A 19,136-nucleotide genomic window follows, 5' to 3' on the forward strand; every position below is an offset into this window, starting at 1 on the left:
GTTTATGCAGACCGTTGTGTGGCGCCTTCGACGGCCGTGCGGCGTTCCGCGGTTCCATCCGTGCAGGCCCCCCTGGCGTGAATGTGCCTCCTTGCCCAACTCCCTTGCGGGGCCTAGCGGCGGCCCTGGTAGCGCGCCGCGGTGGAGCGGGCCGTGCCGAGCTTGCGGTAGAGCTGCCAGCCCGGGCACGCCGTGGGGTAGCCGTCACGGTGGCCGGAGATCACATTCAGTCGTACGATCTTTCCTTTTCGATAGAGATTGCCACCGCTCGACTTCAGATATGTCTTTCCGCGCGGATTGGCCCCGTAGAGGCCGAGCTTCCAGGCGGTGAGCCGCGCGATGGCTTTCAGCGCGGCCGCGGGCGGCTTGCTCTTGCTGAAGCCGCCGAGGACGGCGATCCCCATGCTGTTGTTGTTGAAACCGAGAGTGTGGGCGCCCCTGACCGCCTTCGCCACTCCCCCGGCGCGCCCCTCGTAGATGTTTCCGCACTTGTCGACGAGGAAGTTGTAGCCGATGTCGCGCCAGCCCATGCTCTCGACGTGGTAGCGGTAGATACCGCGGATGACGGAGGCGGCCTGCGAACAGCGGTATGTGTTGCCGGTCGACGTGTGGTGCACGAACGCCGCCTTGACCTTCTTCGTGTAGGCGAACCCCCTCTCGCGCAGGCCCTCGTCCGCGCCCCAGCCCCGGCGGGTGATGATGCGGGGGCGGGGGCCGATGTGCGGCTTCTTCCGCTGACTCTCCGTCAACTCGCGCCCGCGCAGCGTCCGCATCTCCCGCTCGGTCGCCGACCGGCTCAGCGCGGGGATCACGGTGGCGCCGAGCGGGACGAGATCGGCGTTGGCGGTGGACGAGGCCAGGGCCGCGGCCGAGTCGGAGTTGCCGGCGGCGGCGGGACCGGCCTGGCTGCCGTGCGGCACGAGCGGTGCCGTGCCGGGCTTCGGGGCGTCGTCGCCCGCGGCGTCCGGGTCCGGGTCGCCCGGGTCCACGAGTTCCAGACGCAGGCCCGTAGGGAGGCCGGAGGCGGCCGGGACGGCGCGGGTGCTCGGGGCTCGGCCTTCAATACGGCGTCGCCCCTCGGCCCGGACCCGGACCTCCACCCCGTCCGAGTCGCCCACCCACAGGGGTGCCGTGGAGCCGCGGACGCGGCCCGAGGTGCGCTCGGCGCTGCCGGGGTCGGCCGCGTCGTCGTTGTGCGTCTCGAGGCTCCGCCAGCCGGACCAGACGCCATTGCCGGCCGCACGGGTACGGACCTGGACTTGGCCGTGCAGTTCGATGTCCGGGTTGTCCCAGATGACGCCGACCATCGAGAAACGCCGTACGTCCCGGCGGGTCAGGCCCTGCTCCATGAGGGCAGCGGAGGCCGTGGAGCCGATGGCGCGGGTGAGGGGAGCCAGGGGGGCGAGGGGCAGCGACCGGGTGCTGCCGGGGATGCCGGACCGGGCGGCCTGCGGCGCGGACCTTGCGCCGCCGAGCGCGGGTTTCGCCGTCGCCACGGGCACGGGCAGGGTCAGCGGAAGGGCGAGGGCGGCCGCGCAGGCGACGCCGATCGAGGAGGCGATCGAGGAGGCAAGGAATCCACGCATGCTCCTGATCTTGGACATAGTCATACATATCTGTCTATCCGGGAATTGACGGACCGTCGGTTTCCGTTCCGCCGAACCGGTGGCCCAGCCAAGCGGTGTGCGAGCGGCCGTCCGCGTACCCTTGCGCGGGTGAACGCCACCGACCGCACCCCTGCCGACCTGCTGCGTTCCGCGCTCGCCGCGGACCCCGGACGCCCCCTGGTGACCTTCTACGACGACGCCACGGGCGAGCGCGTCGAACTGTCTGTGGCCACCTTCGCCAATTGGGTGGCCAAGACCGCCAATCTCCTCCAGGGCGACCTCTCCGCGGCCCCCGGCGACCGGGTCGCGCTGCTGCTGCCCGCGCACTGGCAGACCGCGGTGTGGCTGCTGGCGTGTGCGTCGGTGGGGGCGATTGCCGATGTCGGCGGGGATCCGGCGGTGGCCGATGTGGTGGTGAGCGGGCCGGACACGCTTTCCGCCGCGCGGGCGTGCAGGGGGGAGCGGGTCGCCCTTGCGCTGCGACCGCTGGGCGGTCGGTTCCCGCAGGCGCCGGACGGCTTCGCCGATTACGCCGTGGAGGTGCCGAGCCAGGGGGATCGGTTCGTGCCGTTCGCGCCGGTGGATCCCGAGGAGGCCGGGCTGATTGTGGCCGGGCGGGAGTTCAGCGGGGCGGAGGTTGTCGAGCGGGCTCGGGCGGAGGCGGCCGGGCTTGGGCTCACCGGGCCGGGGTCGCGGATTCTGTCGGGGCTTTCGTACGACACGTGGGAAGGGTTGAACGCCGGGTTGTACGGGCCGCTTGCGACCGGGGGGTCTGTGGTGCTGTGCCGGCATCTGGCGCAGTTGGGGGAAGAGGCGCTGGCGAAGCGGGTTGAGAGTGAGCGGGTGAGTGTTGTGCGCCGCTGAGGCGGTTGTTTGGCGGGTGCGGGTGAGTGGGGGCTGGTCGCGCAGTTCCCCGCGCCCCTTAAGAGCCGCTGCAGTCACCCGGATGGGCCAGTAACGGGCGCCTTCGCCGCCGCTGCCGGGCCATGGTCGTAAGAGCTGCAGGTTGGGACTGCACGTTCATACGCCGTGAGGGAGGGAGCATGGCCGCGAAGGGGCGTCGGCGGCGGTGGGTGCGGTTTGGGGGGCTTGCGGTCGGTGTGGTGGTTGTGGGGGTCGTCGGGGGTGGGTGGGCGGTTTACGCGAAGCTGGACGGCAACATCCGGGCCGACAGAGCGGCCGCCGCGGAGCTCGCCCGGTACGAGAAGGAGCGGCCCACCTCGCTCGTCAAGGACGCGCAGAACATCCTGCTGATCGGGTCGGACTCGCGGTCCGGGAAGGGGAACGCGCGGTACGGGCGGGACTCGGGGACCGAGCGGTCCGACACGACGATCCTGCTGCACCTCTCCGCGGGGCGGCACACCGCCACCGCGATCTCGCTCCCCCGTGACCTGATGGTGGACATCCCCGCCTGTCTGCAGCCCGACGGGAACCGCTCCGAGCCGACGTTCGCGATGTTCAACTCCGCGTTCGAGACGGGCGGTTCGGCCTGCACCATCCGGACCGTCGAGAAACTGACGAACGTCCGCGTCGACCACCACATCGTGGTCGACTTCCACGGCTTCAAGGAGATGGTCGACGCGGTCGACGGCGTCCAGGTGTGCCTGACGGAGCCGATCGACGACAAGGCCGCCAAGCTGAAGCTGCCCGCGGGACGGGTCACGCTCGACGGCGAGCAGGCCCTCGGCTATGTGCGCGCCCGCAAGTCGCTCGGCGACGGCAGCGACACCGAGCGGATGGACCGTCAGCAGCGGTTCCTCGGGGCGCTCGTCAACAAGGTCCAGAGCAACGACGTACTGCTGAATCCGGTGAAGCTCTATCCCGTGCTGGACGCCGCCACTTCGTCCCTCACCACCGACCCGGGCCTGGCGAGCCTGCGTGGGCTGTACGAACTCGTGCGCGGGCTGCGCAACATCCCCACGAAAGCGGTGCAATTCCTCACGGTTCCGCGGGAGTCGTACGTCTACGACTCCAATCGCGACCAGCTCGTGGAGCCCGAGGCGGCGAAGTTGTTCGAACGGCTGCGCAGGGACGCGCCGTTGGCGGTCGCGAAGGAAGTTCCACGGGATTCCGGCTCAAAGAGTCGTAATTCGACCACGAGCAACGAGGGGAACTCGCACGTGGATTCGGGCGAGGATTCGTATGAGCAATCGCCCGACTACGGCGCGTACGGATACGGCGACGAGAAGCCCGGCGGAAAGCGGTCCGGCGAGGCCTCGGCGCCCAGTTCACCCGCGCCCACGTTCCGCGGAAACACCGCCGCCGAGGACGGCTGCAGGTAAGGCGGGCATCAAGGCGACGAACAGCCGTCTCAAGAAAACCCAAGGAAATGGGTGGATTGCCCAGTTGTAGGGACGTGGAATTTGTCACCGACGTCGCTCCACGCTGAACTGGGCGGATAGTGTGAGCGATCCGGTGCACCCGTCCGCCAGGTCCTTCCTGGGGTCGAGCACTGCGTGACCGAGACCCGAGCGCCTTTGAGGGGGAAGGCGCCGCGTGGCCCAGACGGAGGATTCGGACAACCGTGGACGCGCAAAGCCGTGGGCGGGCGGACAACGTCGATCCCGCAGACCAGTGGGTACTCAATCCGAACACCGGTGAATACGAACTGCGACTGACTCCTTCCGCACCGCAATCGGCGGTTCCCCGGCCCCGCAGATCCGCCCCCCGTGGCGCGAACGGTGCGGCGCGCGGGCGTACGGCGAACCCACAGGCCCCGGGCCGTGGGGTGCCGCCGCAGCGCCGCCGCCGCGGTGCGCCCGAGGAGCCGCTGCCGGGGCGGCGCGGGCGCCGGCCGGTGCAGAAGAAGTCGAAGGCGAAGAAGGTCCTGCTGTGGACCGGCGGCACCATGGCCTTCGTACTGGTCGCCGCGGCCGGCAGTGCGTATCTCTACATCAAGCACCTCAACGACAACATCACGTCCGTCTCCGACGACGGCGCGAGCACCGGTGGCTTCAGCAAGGGCAAGGCGATCAACATCCTGCTGATCGGCACCGACAAGCGCACCGGCAAGGGCAACGAAAAGTACGGCGACAAGAACAGCGTCGGTCACGCCGACACCACGATCCTGCTGCATCTCTCCAAGGACCGCTCGAACGCGACGGCGCTGAGCATCCCGCGCGACCTGATCACCGACATCCCGGACTGTCCGACCACACAGGCCGACGGCTCCCAGAAGGTCATCGCGGGCACCAGCAACGTCCGCTTCAACACCAGCCTCGGCCAGGACGAACGTACGCCCAGCTGTGTCGCGCGCACCGTCACGGAGCTGACCGGCATCAAGCCGGACAATTTCATGGTGGCCGACTTCAACGCGGTCAAGACGCTGACCAGCGCGGTGGGCGGCGTCGACGTCTGCCTAGGTAAGGACATCAACGACCCCGATTCACACCTGAATCTGAAGAAGGGCACGCAGCACATCGAGGGCGAGACCGCCCTCGCCTTCGTGCGCACCCGGCACGCGGTGGGCTTCGGCGGTGACCTGAGCCGGATCACGCTGCAGCAGCAGTTCCTCAGCGCGCTGATGCGCAAGCTGAAGTCGAACGACACCCTCAGCAACCCGGCGAAGATGGTGAAGGTGGCCGAGGCGGGCACCAAGGCGCTGACCGTCGACGCCAACCTCGACAGCATCGGCAAGCTGAAGGACCTCGGTCTGGAGCTGGGCAAGCTCAACCCGAAGAACCTGACGTTCACCACGGTGCCGGTGATCGACAACCCGGCCGAGAAGGTGAAGGCCACCGTCGTCCTCAAGCCGGGCGCGACCCAGCCGGTCTTCGACGCGATCAAGAACGACGTCTCCTTCACCGCGGTGAAGGAGAAAAAGAAGAAGGAGGCTGCCGCGGTGGCCGCCCGCCTCAAGGGCACCAAGTCGGCCGCCTCAGCGGTGCGGGTGCGGATCCTGAATGGCGGCGCCCTCGGCGGCAGTGCGCAGGCGGAGCTCGAGTACCTGCAGAACCAGGCGGGCGTGGAGAAGTCCGAGAACGCCGGCAACGCGGGCGTGCAGCTCGCCAAGACGACGCTCGAGTACGCCCCGGACCAGGCGGACCAGGCGCGTCGGCTGGCCGCCATCCTGGGGCTGTCCGGCTCGGCGCTGAAGCCCGGCAAGAGCGTGACCAACTCCCAGGGCCTGCCTGCCATGACGCTGACCCTCGGCAAGGACTTCCCCGGCGCGGGGGAATCCTTCACCGCGGCGACCAAGGCGCCGGACGTGGACAAGACCACCGCCGACAAGGTTGAGTGCGCCAAGTAGTGACCTGACAGGCCTGTCGTACGTCTAACAGGGCGTACGACAGGCCTGATGCATGGGCGCAGGGTGGGGAGGACGGGGAGATGGCGCAGAGCAGCGTGCAGGGGGAAGGGACGTTCCGGGGCGTTCCGCACACTCGTGAACCCGAGCGGGACAGCCCGCGCGATGGCGGCGGGCCGGGCGGCGGCCGGCACGGCAGGCGGGGCAGTCGCGGGCCTCGGCGGGGGCGCCGGGTGCTCAGATGGTCCGCGACCACGCTCTCGGTGCTGATACTCGGCACGGCCGGCGCCGGATACCTGTACTACCAGCACCTCAACGGCAACATCCAGAAGGGCGAGCGCAGCAGCGGCGACGCCAAGGCGCAGAAGACCGCGCCGAACGCGGCCGGGCAGACGCCGCTCAACATCCTGCTGATCGGCTCGGACAGCCGTAACTCCGACGAGAACGTGAAGCTCGGCGGCGCCAAGTACGACCGTGGCACCCCGCCGCTGGGCGATGTGCAGATGCTGATCCACCTCTCCGCGGACCGCAAGAGCGCCGCCATGGTGAGCATTCCGCGTGACACCAGGGTCGACATCCCGAAGTGCAAGGACCCGAAGTCCGGCGAGACGTATCCGGAGACGAACAAGATCATCAACGAGTCGCTGGCCCGTGGCGGCGCCGGCTGCACGCTGGCCACCTGGGAGAAGCTCACCGGGGTCTATATCGACCACTGGATGACGATCGACTTCTCGGGTGTGGTGCGGATGGCCGACGCCATCGGCGGCGTCGACGTCTGTGTGAAGCAGAACGTGTGGGACCGCTCGACGGCCGCCGTGCACGGCGGCTCCGGCCTGAAGCTGACGGCCGGCACGCACAAGGTCGAGGGCAAGCAGGCCCTGCAGTGGCTGCGCACCCGGCACGCCTGGGGCAGTGACCTGATGCGGGCCAGGGCCCAGCACATGTACCTGAACTCGATGATCCGCACGCTGAAGAACCAGAACGTCTTCACCGACACCGGGCGGCTGACCGACCTGGCCGAGGCGGCCACCAAGTCCCTGAAGGTCTCCGAGGAGATCGGCACGGTCAAGAAGCTGTACGACCTGGGCATGCAGCTCAAGTCGGTGCCGACGGACCGCATCACCTCGGTGACGATGCCGAACGTCGCGGACCCGCAGAACTCCGAGCACGTCGTACCGGACAGCGCGGGCGCCGCGAAGCTCTGGGAGATGCTCCGCGACGACATCCCTCTCGACAACAAGGGCAAGGCCTCCGACTCGAAGAAGACGACCGCCAAGGAGGAGGCCACCAAGGCCCCTTCGGCGCCGGACGGTCAGATCGGCGTCGTCGTGCAGAACGCCACCCAGACCTCCACGCTCGGCCCCGTGCCCGGGCGCGCGGGCACGATCGCCCAGGAGCTCGCACAGAAGGGATTCACCAAGGCGTCCAAGGACGCGACGGCAGGGCTCTCCGCGGACAAGACCGTCGTGCGCTACCCGAGCGCGGAACTGGAGGGCGACGCCCAGCGCATCGCCAAGTCGCTGGGGATTCCGCTGAGTTCGGTGCAGAAGTCGACGGACGTCTCCGGGGTCACCGTCGTGGTGGGTGCCGACTGGCGCACGGGCGCGGCGTATCCGAAGCAGTCCAAGCCCAAGGCCGGCGATCTGCCCGGCAACACCGACGCCATCAACGGCTCGGACAAGAGCCAGTGCATGGACGTGTACGCGCCCTACCGCTGGAGCTGATCTTCACCGATCCCCACAGCGAACTCCTAACTGACTGCACAATGATGAGGCGCGCTCACGTCCGAGGGGCTTCAGGGACGGCGCGCGCCCTCTCACTCGCCTGATCCGGGGGGACAGGCAACGGAGAGGTTCGGCATGTCCAGGGGTGGGAGGGCAGGGAGTTGGCGCGGAGCAGCGTGCGCGGAGGGGTTCCCGCGGTCGAGGACACCATGTCCCTGACGCCGCAGGGCCGGGACGCGACGGGCGAGCACGGCCGGCACGGCGGCGGCAGACGCAAGAAGGGCCCGGACGGCGACGGGAGGCGCCGTAGACGGCGTGTTCTGCGCTGGTCGGCGATGGTCCTGGCGGTGGTGATACTCGGCACGGCGGGGGCCGGCTATCTCTACTACCAGCACCTCAACGCCAACATCAAGAAGGACGCCCTCAACATCGGCGACAAGAAGGACAGAGCGGCCGAGTCGAAGGCCAACGCGGCCGGTCAGACACCGCTGAACATCCTGCTGATCGGCTCCGATGCACGGAACTCCAAGGAGAACCAGAAGCTCGGCGGCGCCAAGGACACCTTCAACACCGCCCCGCGCGCCGACGTCCAGATGCTGCTGCACGTCTCGGCGGACCGCACCAACATGTCGGTCGTCAGCATGCCGCGCGACACTCTCGTGGACATTCCCAAGTGCACGGACCCCGACAGCGGCAAGGTCTACGGGGCGCTCACCTCGACGATCACCAACGACTCCCTGGGCCGCGGCGGCCCCGGCTGCACGGTGGCGACCTGGGAGAAGCTGACCGACATCCACATCGATCACTTCATGATGATCGACTTTGCGGGCGTGGTGTCCATGGCGGACGCCATCGGCGGCGTACCGGTCTGTGTGGACGCCAACATCTACTCCAAGTCCTCCGACGGCCACGGCTCGGGCCTGAAGCTGAAGAAGGGCACCACGGACGTCAAGGGCATCAAGGCCCTGCAGTGGCTGCGCACGCGGTACGGCTTCGAGGACAACACGGACATAGCCCGGGCCAAGGCCCAGCACCAGTACATGAACGCCATGGTCCGCCAGCTGCGCGAGAACGCCACGCTCGGCAACCCGAACAAGCTCCGCAAGCTCGCCGAGACGGCCACCAATGCCCTGACCGTCGACGACGGCCTCGGGACCGTGGCGAAGCTGTACGACCTGAGCAAGGAGCTCAGGAAGGTCCCCACCAAGCGCATCACCATGACGACGATGCCCTGGCAGTACTCCGCGACGAACAGCGGCCGGGTCGTGCCCAGGCCGGGTGACGCGCAGAAGCTGTTCCGGCTCGTCCGCGAGGACATCGCGCTGGACGGCAAGGACAAGAAGAAGTCCACGAAGACGGCGACGTCCTCGGATCCGGCCGCGGCGGACGACAAGATCGCCGTACAGGTGCAGAACGGCACCAGGTCCAGCACGCGGCTCGCGGCCACCGGACGGGCACGCGCGATCGCCCAGCTGCTGGCCGGCGAGGGATTCACCGAGGCGGTGGCGGACAGCACGACGATCCTCAGCGAGGAGAAAACGGTGATCCGCTATCCGAGCGCGGACCTGGCGGGCGATGCCCAGCGGGTCGCCAAGTCGCTGGGGATTCCGCTGAGTTCGGTGCAGAAGTCGACCGGTGTCTCCGGGGTCACGCTGGTCGTCGGCGCCGACTGGCGCTCCGGCACGAAGTACACGGCCCCGGCGGACGACGACACGACGCCCGAGTCCGCGCAGGTCATCAACGGCTCGGACAAGAAGCAGTGCATGCACGTCAACCCGGGCTACACCTGGTAGTCGGGGGCGGCCCCCGGTGCTCGGGCTCTCAGTTGGAGGCGAGCACCGCGGGGCGCCGGGAGGCGATGACCTTCTTCGCCAGCGCCTTGGGGCTGGTCAGGAAGCCCCAGCCCCAGGACATGTGCATGGTGGCGAGAGCCACCGGGATCTGCAGCCGCGCCTTCAGCGGCAGCCCCTTGCCCGCCGGGACGGATCCGAGGGCTATCGCCGCGAGGTAGCCGCCGGGGATCACGAGACCCCAGGGCGTCAGCGCCGCGCCGACCACGAGACCCGCCGCGATCGCCAGGACCGCCGTCGGCGGTGCCAGGTAGCGCAGGTTGATGGAGCCCTCGTGGTAGCGGGCGACGACGTGCCGCCAGCGGCCGTAGTCCTTGTACTGCTTGGCGAGGGCGCGCACGCTGGGCCGCGGCCGGTACGACACCTTCAGCTCCGGCGAGAACCAGATCAGGCCGCCGGCTTCCCGGATGCGGAAGTTCAGCTCCCAGTCCTGGGCGCGGATGAACTCCTCGTTGTACCCGCCCTGCTGCTCCAGCGCCTCGCGCCGGAAGACGCCCAGGTAGACGGTCTCGGCCGGCTGGGCCTCGCCACCGGTGTGGAAGGCGGCGTTGCCGACCCCGATCTTCGAGGTCATGGCGGCGGCGACCGCGTGCTCCCAGTCGTTCTCGCCCTCGGCGTGCATGATGCCGCCGACGTTCTGCGCGCCGGTCTCCTCCAGGAGCCGTACGGCGGTCGCGATGTAGTTGGGCGAGAGCATGCCGTGCCCGTCGACGCGGACGACGATCGGGTGGCGGGAGGCCTTGATCGCGGCGTTCAGGGCGGCAGGCGTGCGACCGGTCGGGTTCGGGACGGTGTGGACGCGCGGGTCTTCGCGTACGAGCTCGGCGGCGATCTCGTCCGTGCGGTCCGCGGACGGACCGAGGGCGATCACGACCTCCATCTCGCCGGCGTACTCCTGCGCGAGGATCGCTTGGACGGCTCCGCGCAGATGCCGCTCCTCGTCGAGGACGGGCATGATCACAGAAACGGCGGGGAGCGGCACGTCGGGGTTGGCGTTCATCGCCCGTTACGTTACCGCGAACGGGGGACACCTTTGCGCCCCGCCGGGGCGGTGGCCCGGTCCACAGATCGTATCGGCCTACGGTGCTCACGGTCCCACGTACGGCGTCGCCCGGAGGTGTCCGCCTTGCCCACGCAGCCTCGGTCCGCCGCGCCCGCCCCTCCGCAGCGCCGTCCCCAGCCCGTGCGCACCCCACCGCCCGGCGGGCCGCGGCCGCCCGTGCCACGGAGGAAGCCGCGCTGGGTCATGCGGGCGGCGACGACCCTCTCCGTGGTCGTGCTCGCCTCCGCCGGGATCGGGCATGCGGTGGTCACCAGCCTGGATGCGGGCATCGCCCGCGTCGACCCCTTCAAGGACATGAAGAACCGCCCGAAGGCCGGTCACGGCATGAACGTCCTGCTGGTCGGCACGGACGGCCGCGACCGGATCAGCGAGGCCGAGCGGCACCGCTACCACCTGGGCGGCGAGCCCTGCCACTGCACCGACACGATGATGATCGTGCACATCTCGGCGGACCGGGAGCGGGCGACCGTGGTGAGCCTGCCGCGCGACTCGTACGCCATGACGCCCGCGTACACCGACGAGAGGACCGGGAAACGGATCTCCGGCCACCCCATCAAGATCAATGCGGCGTACGCGGAAGGCGGCCCGAACCTCACCGTCCAGACCGTCGAGGACATGACCCATGTGAAGATCGACCACTATCTGGAGGTCGACTTCACCAGCTTCATGAAGACGGTGGACGTGCTCGGCGGAGTGTCGGTCTGTACCGCCCTCCCCCTGAAGGACACGTACACCGGACTCGACCTCCCCGCCGGAACGCACACCCTCAATGGCGGACAGGCCCTGCAGTTCGTCCGCGCCAGGCATCTCGACGCGGCCTCCGACCTCGGCCGGATGAAGCGCCAGCAGCGCTTCCTGGCGGCGCTCATCGAGCGGGCCACGTCCTCCGGGATCCTGCTGAACCCGATGAAGTTCCGGGACGTGACGCGGGCCGTGCTGGGGTCGGTGCGTGCGGACAAGGGCTTCGGCACGGACGAGCTGCTCGACCTCGGGCGCGCGATGCGCAACTTCTCCCCCTCGTCCTCGGAGTTCACCACCGTGCCCATCGGACAGATGGGATACGTCGTGCCGGGCATCGGCGAGACGCTGAAATGGGACACCGCCAAGGCCGACCGCCTCTTCCGGTCGCTGCGCGACGACAAGCCGCTGGCCGCCCGCCAGACGCGCCCCCAGCCGGTGCCGGTCGAGGTGGACCCGCAGCAGATCCACGTCCAGGTCGAGAACGGCACGGCCACGGAGGGGCTCGGCAAGCGCGTGGACACCGCCCTGGCGGCGACCGGCTTCCGGACGACCCGCATGCCGGCGTACGCGGACGACCGCACCCAGAAGCGGACGGTCGTCGCCTACGACCCCGGGTGGGACCGGTCCGCGAAGGCGCTGGCCAGCGCGCTGCCCGGGAGCGAGCTGCGGGAGGTGAAGGGGCTCGGGCCGACGTTGAAGGTGATCGCGGGGGCCGACTTCCGGCAGGTGCGGCAGGTGCGGGCGGAGACCGCGGATCAGGGGGAGCCCGGGGTGATGACGGGGGGCCAGGAGATGTGCTCCTAACCCGAACGGACCCGTGACACGGCCCCCGGCGGAATGTCGGGGGTCGTGCGCTGTGCGGCATAAGTTGCGGATTGTTGGCGTCCGCCCGATGGCGCACGGCGCCGGGCAGGCGTAGGAACAGAAGGGCACGGGGCCCACCCCCGGGCCCCTCTGCCTCTCAGGAGGAGCCATGACCCAGACCGGACCCATGACCGCCATGAGCAAGGAGATGCAGGACTGCGTCCAGGCGTGCATGTCCTGCCACGCCGTGTGCGAGGAGACCATGAGCTCCTGCATGCAGATGGGCGGCGCGCCCTCGATGCAGATCATGCGCGCGCTCATGGACTGCTCCGAGATGACCCGGATGTGCGCGGACATGATGATGCGCCGCTCGCCCATGTCGGCCGAGATGTGCGCGATGTGTGCCAAGGCGTGCGACATGTGCGCCGAGGCGTGTATGTCCATGCCGGACGATCCTCAGATGATGCGCTGCGCGGAGGCGTGTCGCCGCACTGCCGAGATGTGCCGCGCGATGTCGGGCGCCACGATGTGACAACCGCCTGAGCGTGATCAAGGGCACCCGCGCCATGGGTGCCCTTGATCATGTGCAATTCGCCTGTGGGGAGCGGCAGTTGGCGCCGTCGCAGGTGGCCCTGCCCGGCTCCGCGGCCGTCAGGTGAACAGCGGCTCCAGTGCCCGCTCCAGGTCCGCCGCCGTGCGGAAGGGCACCGCCTGCATCCCCAGGGCGGCCGCCGCCTCGGCGTTCTCCTCGCTGTCGTCGACGAACAGGCAGCGCTCGGGGCGCACGCCGACCAGATCGGCCGCGAGGCGGTAGATGCGCGGGTCGGGCTTGGCGAGGCCGACGCGGGCGCTGTTGACGACCTCGTCCGCGAGGTCGGCGAGGCCGAGCGCGGTGAGGTCGTCCTCGAGGCGGACGGTGGCGTTGCTGACGAGGACCAGCGGAACCCGGGTGCGCGCCCGGCGCAGCAGCGAGACCACCGCCTCGTCGGCCGAGAAGGGGGACTCCAGCAGGGCCGTGCCCAGGTCCCACGCCGTCGCTTCCGGGACCAGACCGGACAGGCCCTCGGCGATCGCCTGCACCCACTCCTGCAGGTCGACCCGGCCCAGCAGCACCGGCAGATCGACCTCCGGCGCGAAGGCGACCTTCGCCGTGGTGCCCTCGGCGAGCCCGGCGGCCCGCTCCAGGGCGTGCAGCCCGGAGGGGTCGTAGGACCGGATCACGTTGTCCACGTCGCAGAGCACCGCGTCGAACGGTGCTCTGCCAGGCCGCTCAGTCACCCGAGACCGTGACCTTCTGGTCGTTGTTCAGCTCGTTCACCAGCGTCTTGACCTTCGCCTTGTCCCAGACGAGGTTGCCGCCGGTGGAGCCGGAGATCGGCATGTTCATCGACGTGCCGTCACCGCCGCTGACGCCCTTCATCGCCCAGAACATGGACGCCAGGTCCCACAGGCTCATGTCCTTGTCGACGGTCAGCGAGTCCAGACCGGCGCCCATCGTCGGGTACAGCTTGAAGGGGTTGAGGACCGTGGACGGGGTCGCCACCTGGTGCGCCAGCGCGGAGAGGAACTTCTGCTGGTTCTTGGTGCGCTGCAGGTCAGAAGTGGCGAAGGCGTGCCGGGTACGGACGAAGGCCAGGGCCTGCTCGCCGTTCAGCGTCTGCTCGCCCGACTTGAAGTCGGCGCCCGAGTACTTGTCCTTGAAGCCCTTGTCGATGTTGATCGTCACGCCGCCGACCGCGTCCACGATGTTCGCGAAGCCGGCGAAGCCGATCTCCACGTAGTGGTCGATGTGCAGGCCCATGTTGGCCTCGACCGTGCGGACGAGCAGCGTCGGGCCGTCCTCCGCGTAGGCCGCGTTCAGCTTGGTCTGCCGGCCCGTGGCCGGGTAGGTCTTGCCGGAGGTCGACCCCTTGTACGAGGGGATCGTCACGTTCGAGTCGCGGGGCAGCGATATGAGCGTGTCGCCGCTGTCGCCGACGTGCAGGATCATCATCGAGTCGGTCCGCTTGCCCTCCGCGGACCCGGTGTGCAGCTTCTTCTTCTGGTCGGAGGAGAGCCCGGCCCGGCTGTCGGAGCCGACGATCAGGTAGTTCGTGCCGTCGCCTGCCGAGGGCCGGTCGATGACCGTGGACAGGTCGACGTCCCGGTGCAGCTTGCCGTCGGCCCAGAAGTACGTGGCGACCGACGTCACGACCAGCGCCGTCACCAGGGTTATCGCCGTCCACTTGATACGGCGCCGCCAGTTCGGCCGCGGCCGGTACTCGCCCGGGTCACCGGGACCGCCCGGCCCTCCGCCGTACACCTGGCCGGTGTTGTAGCCGTCGTGGCCGTCGGCCGCGGGGCCGTCGTTGTAGCCGCCGCCGTACCCCTGGCCGTCGACGTAGTTCGGCTGCTGGGGAACCCGCCCGCCGTACGGCGGCGCGGACGGGCCGGAGCCCCCGTACGCGCCCGAGGCGGGCCGGCGGACCTGCCGCATCGCGCGCGCACCTTCAGGCTGTGCGCTGCCGCTGCCGCGTCCGTACCGGTTGCGGTTGTCGTCGGACCATGCCTCGGGCCAATCGTTCATGGGCCTTAGTGTGCAGGCAGCGGCCAGGTCCTTCACAAGGGTCGTAGGAAAATCAGGGCACGGCTGTTGCGAACCCAACACAAAGTCCGCAGATGTCGCCTCGGCATAAGGTGGAGGCCATGACAGACCAGGCCCCCGCCACGGAATCGGACACTCGGGAGATACCGAATGTCCCCGGCAAGCCCACCTCGGCGTCCCGGACCACGCTCAGCCACATCATGACCCACAACGACACCAACCTTCTGGGTACGGTGCACGGCGGCGTGATCATGAAGCTGGTGGACGACGCGGCGGGCGCGGTGGCCGGCCGGCACAGCGGCGGCCCCGCGGTCACGGCGTCGATGGACGAGATGGCGTTCCTGGAGCCGGTCCGCGTGGGCGACCTCGTCCATGTGAAGGCCCAGGTCAACTGGACCGGCCGGACGTCGATGGAGGTCGGGGTCCGGGTCCTGGCCGAGCGCTGGAACGAGTCGACCCCGCCCACCCAGGTCGGCTCCGCGTATCTCGTCTTCGCAGCCGTCGACGCCGACGGCAAGCCACGCCGGGTGCCGCCGGTGCTCCCGGAGACGGAGAAGGACAAGCGCCGCTACCAGGAGGCCCAGATCCGCCGGACGCATCGGCTGGCGAGGCGGCGGGCGATCGTGGAGCTGCGGGAGAAGCGGGCGGCGGAGGGGCTCGACGACTGAGCCGGAACGCACGACAGCCCCCGGCGCGGACGCCGGGGGCTGTGCCGTGTGCGCGCAGTGGTACGCGGAGTCCTACGGCAGGTTGCGCGCCATCACGATCCGCTGGACCTGGTTCGTGCCCTCGTAGATCTGCGTGATCTTCGCGTCGCGCATCATGCGCTCCACCGGGTAGTCACGGGTGTAGCCGTAACCGCCCAGCAGCTGCACCGCGTCCGTGGTGACCTCCATGGCCACGTCCGACGCGAAGCACTTCGCCGCCGCGCCCTGGAAGGTCAGGTCCTTGTCGCCGCGCTCCGAGGCCGCCGCGGCCTGGTACGTCAGGGCGCGGGCGGCGGAGACCTTCATGGCCATGTCGGCCAGCATGAACTGGATGCCCTGGAAGTCGGCGATCGGCTTGCCGAACTGCTTGCGCTCCTGGACGTAGCCCTTGGCGTAGTCGAGCGCGCCCTGGGCGACGCCGAGGGCCTGGGCGGCGATGGTGATGCGGGTGTGGTCGAGGGTCTTCATCGCCGTGGCGAAGCCGGTGCCCTCCTCGCCGATCATGCGGTCGGCGGGGATGCGGACGTTGTCGAGGTAGACCTCGCGGGTCGGGGAGCCCTTGATGCCGAGCTTCTTCTCCGGGGCGCCGAAGGAGACGCCCTCGTCCGACTTCTCGACGACGAAGGCCGAGATGCCCTTCGAGCGCTTCGAGGGGTCCGTCACCGCCATCACCGTGTAGTACTCGCTGACGCCCGCGTTGGTGATCCAGCGCTTCACGCCGTTCAGCACGTAGTGGTCGCCGTCGCGGACCGCCTTCGTCTTCATGCCGGCCGCGTCGGAGCCCGCGTCCGGCTCGGAGAGGCAGTACGAGAACATCGCGTCGCCCTTGGCGAGCGGAGTCATGTACTTCTTCTTCAGCTCCTCGGAGCCCGAGAGGATCACGGGGAGCGAGCCCAGTTTGTTCACGGCCGGGATCAGCGACGAGGAGACGCAGACACGCGCCACCTCCTCGATCACGATCACCGTGGCAAGGGCGTCCGCGCCCGCGCCGCCGTACTCCTCCGGGACGTGCACGGCGTGCAGGTCGCCGGCGACCAGCGCCTCCAGGGCCTCCTGCGGGAAGCGGGCCTCCTCGTCCACCGCGGCGGCGTACGGCGCGATCTTCGCCTCGGCCAGGGAACGAATCGCGTCGCGGAGCATGTCGTGCTCCTCGGACGGGCGGTACAGGTCGAAGTCAGCCGATCCGGCCAAGGTTTCTCACGCTCCAAGGACGCTTCTGACGCACTGTGGTGATGGCGCTAATTACCGTTAAGTAACTCAAATTTTAGGGGGCGGCCCACGGGAGTGATACGTGAGCTTGGCGACAACGGGCAGGCTGCCCATGAGTTGCCCGAGGAAAGCCCTTCGAACGCCCCGGATATGCTCGGGCAGCGCAGCGAACTCCGTCCCCGTCTGGAGCACCCATGAGCCTCAAGATCACCGTGATCGGCACCGGCTACCTCGGCGCCACACACGCCGCGGCCATGGCCGAGCTGGGCTTCGAGGTGCTCGCCCTGGACGTCGTACCGGAGAAGATCGAGAAGCTGGAGCGGGCCGAGGCGCCGATGTTCGAGCCCGGTCTCGAGGAGCTGCTGCGCAAGCATGTCGCCGGATTCGAGGGATCCACCGGGCGGCTCCGCTTCACCATGGACTACGCCGAGGTCGGGGCGTTCGGCGATGTCCACTTCCTGTGCATCAACACCCCGCAGAAGCACGGCGAGTACGCCTGCGACATGTCGTACGTCGATGCCGCCTTCGCCTCCCTCGCCCCGCATCTGACCGGGCCCGCGCTCGTCGTCGGCAAGTCGACGGTGCCCGTCGGGTCCGCCGACCGCCTCGCCCGCTACCTCGCCGAGAACTCCCCCGCCGGCGAGGACGCCGAGCTGGCCTGGAATCCGGAGTTCCTGCGGGAGGGCTTCGCCGTGCAGGACACGCTGCACCCGGACCGGATCGTGGTCGGCGTCCGCAGTGAGCGGTCCGAGAAGCTGCTGCGGGAGGTGTACGCGACCCCGATCGGCGAGGGGACGCCGTTCGTCGTCACGGACTTCCCGACCGCCGAGCTGGTGAAGACCTCCGCCAACTCCTTCCTCGCCACCAAGATCTCCTTCATCAACGCCATGGCCGAGATGTGCGAGGCCTCCGGCGGTGACGTCGCCAAGCTCGCCGAGGCGATCGGCTACGACGACCGGATCGGGAAGAAGTTCCTGCGGGCCGGCATCGGCTTCGGCGGCGGCTGTCTGCCCAAGGACATCCGGGCGTTCATGGCGCGCGCCGGTGAGCTCGGTGCCGACCAGGCGCTGACCTTCCTGCGCGAGATCGACTCGATCAACATGCGCCAGCGCGGGCAGATGGTGGAGCTGGCCCGGCAGGTGCTCGGCGGCGGCCCCTTCCTGGGCAAGCGGGTCGCGGTGCTCGGCGCCACCTTCAAGCCCGACTCGGACGACGTACGGGACTCCCCCGCGCTGAACGTCGCCGGGCAGATCCACCTCCAGGGCGGCCAGGTCACCGTCTACGACCCCAAGGGCATGGACAACGCCCGCAAGGTCTTCCCGACGCTCGGCTACGCCGACACCGCGATCGAGGCCGTACGGGGCGCCCACGTCGTCCTGCACCTGACCGAGTGGCGGGAGTTCCGCGAGCTGGACCCGGCGGCGCTGGGCGAGGTCGTGGCGGACCGGGTGATCCTGGACGGGCGCAACGCCCTCGACCCGGAGCTGTGGCGCAAGGCCGGGTGGACGTACCGGGCGATGGGCCGCCCCACCGCGTAGAGACGTAGAAACGAACGACGCCGGTTCGGCCGAGGCTCAGTCGGCCGAACCGGCGTCTTGTTGCATTCTGCACCACCGGCCCGCGGTGCGGCCGGTGAACTACTTCGCCCGGTACCGGCGCATCTTCGCGCGCGCCCCGCACACCTGCATGGAGCACCAGCGGCCGCGGCCGGCCGGGCTGCGGTCGTAGTACGCCCAGTGGCAGGTGACCGACTCGCAGGCCTTCAGCCTGGTCCAGGTGCCCGCCACCAGCGCCTCGGCGACGGCGGCCGCGACGCGGGAGAGCAGCGGACGTACGTCCGCGGGGGTCAGGGCGGCCGTGCCGTCCCGTTCGTCGACCGTCAGCACCAGCGGCGCTCCGGCCAGCAGATCTCCCAGCGGGGTCACCTCGCGGTGCGGCGGGTGGCCGGCATGGGCGAGCAGGGCCACGCGCAGCGACTCGCGCAGTTCGCGGGCCTGCGGCAGTTCGTCCGCCGCGAGACCGAAGCGGGCCCGGCCTTCCGCCGCGTCCAGCGAGTCGGCGGCGGACTCGATGTCCAGCGTGTTCACCAGGGACTCGACCAGGACCAGGCCCCCCGGTGCGGCCGATCTCTCACTCATGCTTGCGACGTTACCTCCAATGCGGGAGCATGCAGTAACCGCGTTACCTGTTGCAGGCCTCTACAGGTAACCCCACTTCGAGGAGGAGTCATGGCTCTCGCCAAGCTGGGCGTCGTCGTCCTGGACTGTCCCGACCCGAGCGCGCTGGCCGGTTTCTACGCCGAGGTGCTCGGCGGCACCGTCGAGGGCGAGGGAGAGTGGGTGGATCTGAAGGTGCCCGGCGGGCAGTCGCTGGCCTTCCAGGCGGCCGCCGGGTTCACAGCTCCGGAATGGCCCGCACCCGACCGCTCCCAGCAGTTCCACCTGGACCTGACCGTCGACGACCTGGACGCGGCCGAGGCCGGCGTGCTGGCGCTCGGCGCCAAGCCGCTGGACGCCGGCGACCGCTCGCGCAGCTGGCGGGTCTACGCGGATCCGGCCGGGCACCCGTTCTGTCTGTGCGCCTGCTGAACGAGGAGGGACC

Annotated in this window: 16 protein-coding genes; 10 read left to right on the forward strand and 6 right to left on the reverse strand. The window is 69.5% G+C overall.

Translation table 11 applies throughout. From position 1 onward, the window contains the following. Positions 1-113 precede the first annotated feature (113 nt). A complete protein-coding gene (locus ACFY10_RS18570) occupies positions 114-1,586 on the reverse strand; it encodes a peptidoglycan recognition protein (RefSeq protein WP_390666213.1) in 1,473 nt (490 codons plus the stop codon). 129 nt (positions 1,587-1,715) lie between these two features. Here ACFY10_RS18570 and ACFY10_RS18575 point away from each other — a divergent pair, with 129 nt between their 5' ends. From ACFY10_RS18575 to ACFY10_RS18595, 5 genes are all read left to right on the forward strand, one after another. After that, positions 1,716-2,471 (forward strand): TIGR03089 family protein, encoded by a 756-nt coding sequence (locus ACFY10_RS18575; RefSeq protein ID WP_390666214.1) that lies wholly within the window; start codon positions 1,716-1,718, stop codon positions 2,469-2,471. A 179-nt stretch (positions 2,472-2,650) separates the two neighbouring features. After that, complete coding sequence (locus ACFY10_RS18580; protein ID WP_390666215.1) at positions 2,651-3,889, forward strand: LCP family protein; 1,239 nt, start codon at positions 2,651-2,653, stop codon at positions 3,887-3,889. A 242-nt stretch (positions 3,890-4,131) separates the two neighbouring features. Further along, complete coding sequence (locus tag ACFY10_RS18585) at positions 4,132-5,856, forward strand: LCP family protein (protein WP_390666216.1); 1,725 nt, start codon at positions 4,132-4,134, stop codon at positions 5,854-5,856. An 80-nt stretch (positions 5,857-5,936) separates the two neighbouring features. After that, positions 5,937-7,577 (forward strand): LCP family protein, encoded by a 1,641-nt coding sequence (locus ACFY10_RS18590; protein WP_390666217.1) that lies wholly within the window; start codon positions 5,937-5,939, stop codon positions 7,575-7,577. 209 nt (positions 7,578-7,786) lie between these two features. Further along, positions 7,787-9,370, forward strand: a complete 1,584-nt coding sequence (locus ACFY10_RS18595; protein WP_390666218.1) for an LCP family protein — start codon at positions 7,787-7,789, stop codon at positions 9,368-9,370. A 28-nt stretch (positions 9,371-9,398) separates the two neighbouring features. Here the strand turns inward: ACFY10_RS18595 and ACFY10_RS18600 are convergent, their stop codons facing one another. Continuing rightward, positions 9,399-10,427: a glycosyltransferase family 2 protein gene (locus ACFY10_RS18600; protein ID WP_390666219.1), complete on the reverse strand. Its 1,029-nt coding sequence runs from the start codon at positions 10,425-10,427 to the stop codon at positions 9,399-9,401. Positions 10,428-10,673: 246 nt separating this feature from the next. On the opposite strand from ACFY10_RS18600, the gene ACFY10_RS18605 reads away from it, so the two are divergent. Continuing rightward, positions 10,674-12,035 (forward strand): LCP family protein, encoded by a 1,362-nt coding sequence (locus ACFY10_RS18605; protein ID WP_390666220.1) that lies wholly within the window; start codon positions 10,674-10,676, stop codon positions 12,033-12,035. Between the two features lie 169 nt (positions 12,036-12,204). Then, positions 12,205-12,567: a four-helix bundle copper-binding protein gene (locus ACFY10_RS18610; protein WP_390666221.1), complete on the forward strand. Its 363-nt coding sequence runs from the start codon at positions 12,205-12,207 to the stop codon at positions 12,565-12,567. A 119-nt stretch (positions 12,568-12,686) separates the two neighbouring features. Here the strand turns inward: ACFY10_RS18610 and ACFY10_RS18615 are convergent, their stop codons facing one another. Next, the gene (locus ACFY10_RS18615) at positions 12,687-13,313 is read right to left on the reverse strand and encodes an HAD family hydrolase (RefSeq protein ID WP_390666222.1); all 627 of its coding nucleotides are present in this window, start codon (positions 13,311-13,313) and stop codon (positions 12,687-12,689) included. Then, positions 13,306-14,601 (reverse strand): LCP family protein, encoded by a 1,296-nt coding sequence (locus ACFY10_RS18620; protein ID WP_390666223.1) that lies wholly within the window; start codon positions 14,599-14,601, stop codon positions 13,306-13,308. Before ACFY10_RS18620 ends, ACFY10_RS18615 begins: the two co-directional genes overlap by 8 nt. Before the next feature lie 119 nt (positions 14,602-14,720). On the opposite strand from ACFY10_RS18620, the gene ACFY10_RS18625 reads away from it, so the two are divergent. Further along, positions 14,721-15,287: an acyl-CoA thioesterase gene (locus ACFY10_RS18625; protein ID WP_390666224.1), complete on the forward strand. Its 567-nt coding sequence runs from the start codon at positions 14,721-14,723 to the stop codon at positions 15,285-15,287. A gap of 72 nt (positions 15,288-15,359) precedes the next feature. Here the strand turns inward: ACFY10_RS18625 and ACFY10_RS18630 are convergent, their stop codons facing one another. Further along, complete coding sequence (locus ACFY10_RS18630) at positions 15,360-16,517, reverse strand: acyl-CoA dehydrogenase (RefSeq protein WP_390666225.1); 1,158 nt, start codon at positions 16,515-16,517, stop codon at positions 15,360-15,362. 212 nt (positions 16,518-16,729) lie between these two features. On the opposite strand from ACFY10_RS18630, the gene ACFY10_RS18635 reads away from it, so the two are divergent. Beyond that, on the forward strand, positions 16,730-18,073 hold the full coding sequence (locus tag ACFY10_RS18635) for a UDP-glucose dehydrogenase family protein (RefSeq protein WP_390666226.1): 1,344 nt from the start codon (positions 16,730-16,732) through the stop codon (positions 18,071-18,073). Positions 18,074-18,172: 99 nt separating this feature from the next. On the opposite strand, the gene ACFY10_RS18640 is transcribed toward ACFY10_RS18635, so the two are convergent. Then, entirely contained in the window at positions 18,173-18,673 is a 501-nt protein-coding gene (locus ACFY10_RS18640) for a CGNR zinc finger domain-containing protein (RefSeq protein ID WP_390666227.1), read from the reverse strand. A 90-nt stretch (positions 18,674-18,763) separates the two neighbouring features. Between ACFY10_RS18640 and ACFY10_RS18645 the strand changes: the two genes are divergently transcribed. Beyond that, positions 18,764-19,123, forward strand: a complete 360-nt coding sequence (locus ACFY10_RS18645; protein ID WP_390666228.1) for a VOC family protein — start codon at positions 18,764-18,766, stop codon at positions 19,121-19,123. Positions 19,124-19,136 lie beyond the last annotated feature (13 nt).

The organism is Streptomyces sp. NPDC001401 (assembly GCF_042895385.1).
Lineage (GTDB): Bacteria > Actinomycetota > Actinomycetes > Streptomycetales > Streptomycetaceae > Streptomyces.